Annotated in this window: 1 protein-coding gene; it reads left to right on the top strand. The window is 65.2% G+C overall.

All coding sequences use genetic code 11. From position 1 onward, the window contains the following. Positions 1-93 precede the first annotated feature (93 nt). Complete coding sequence (locus AC1AX7_RS09365) at positions 94-1,509, top strand: IS3 family transposase (protein WP_476509814.1); 1,416 nt, start codon at positions 94-96, stop codon at positions 1,507-1,509. Positions 1,510-1,540: the final 31 nt, after the last annotated feature.

Here is a 1,540-nt window from a genome sequence, read left to right as displayed (position 1 = left end):
TGAGGTGTACCCCACATTCCGTACACATGTTCCGAAACCGTGAATAAACCGGAATCGGAACCAAGGCCGGCGGGCACGAAAGGAGCCCGTGACATGAAAAACGGAATGTTCACTCCCGCCGAACGGGAACTCCTCGCCGCGCTCGACGCGGTCGAGGCCGTCACCGCCCGGCGCATCACCTACTCCAAGAAGTTCAAGGTCGAATGCATGCGCCGCTACCACGCCGGAGACAAGCCCGGAAGAATCTTCGCCGACGCCGGCCTGCCCGCCTCGCTCATCGGCGGCAAGCGCATAGAACGCGCCATCGCCCATTGGAAGGAAGCCGAGGCCAAGGACTGCCTGACCGGCACCGACGGCCCGGCCGCAAGGCGTTCCAAACGGATAGAATCGCTGAAAAGGGAGAAGCGCGAGGCCGTCGCACGGCAGCGCGCCATCCGAGACCGCAGGATCGCCCGGATGGAGGACAGGATGGCCCGGCAAAGGAAACGCTCCGAGGAAAAGGAACGGCGGATCATCGCCGCGCAAGCCGCGAGGATCGCCTCGCTGGAAGCGCAGGTGAAGGCTTTAAAAGCACTTGGCGCGCTGGCGAAGAGGACCCGGCGCGCACCTGGATCGACGATGAAGGCGGAGCGGTTCGAGATCATCATGTCCCTCGCCCAGGCGGACCCGAAGTTTAACGTCAGCGCCGCATGCCGCGCGCTGGAGGTATCCCGCCGCGGCTACTACGACTGGCTCGCCGCCGCCCCGGCCCGCGCCGCCAGGCAGGCCGTCGACGACAGGGACGCGCTCCTGGTGCGCGAGGCCGCCGAATCCCACGGCGCCCGCAAGGGAGGCCGGCAGATAGCCGACTGGCTGCGCCGCGTGAAATCCGCGCCGATGAACCTCAAGAAGATCCGCCGGCTCATGCGCAAGTACGGCATCGTCTGGCGGCCCAGGCGCAGGAACCCGTACCGGCCCATCGGCACGGACGGACTGCCCAAGATCGCGCCCGACGCCGTCGCCCGCGATTTCAGGCGCGGCGCGCCCCGCAGCGTCCTGTCGACGGACATCACCTACCTGCCCTGCACGGGCGCGCCCTCGGGCTTCACCTACCTGTCGGCCGTCATCGACTGCCAGACGAACGAGATCCTCGCCCACAAATGCTCCACCAGCCTCGAGGAGCCGCTCGTCATCGACACGCTCGACCAGCTCAAGGACGCCGGATTGACCCCGGAAACATGGATCTGCAGCGACCAGGGCGTGCATTACACGGCGCTTGCGTACCGCGCCAAGCTCGCCGAGCTCGGCGTCCGCCAGTCCATGAGCAAAAAGGCCTGCTGCTGGGACAACAGCCCCATCGAATCCTTCTGGGGCCGGCTCAAGGAACAGATTGGCCCGACCAAGGACAAACGCCCGCAGGAACTCGAACACATCATCGACGAATACATCCACTACTACAACCACGGCCGGGGACAGGCCAGGCTAGGATGGAAAACCCCAAAGGAATACGCACGACAACTAGCCGGCTAAACACGATGTGCGGAATTCGGGGTACACATCA

The sequence above is a fragment of the Bifidobacterium sp. LH_449 genome (assembly GCF_056356755.1).
This window is presented reverse-complemented; position numbering and strand designations above follow the sequence as displayed.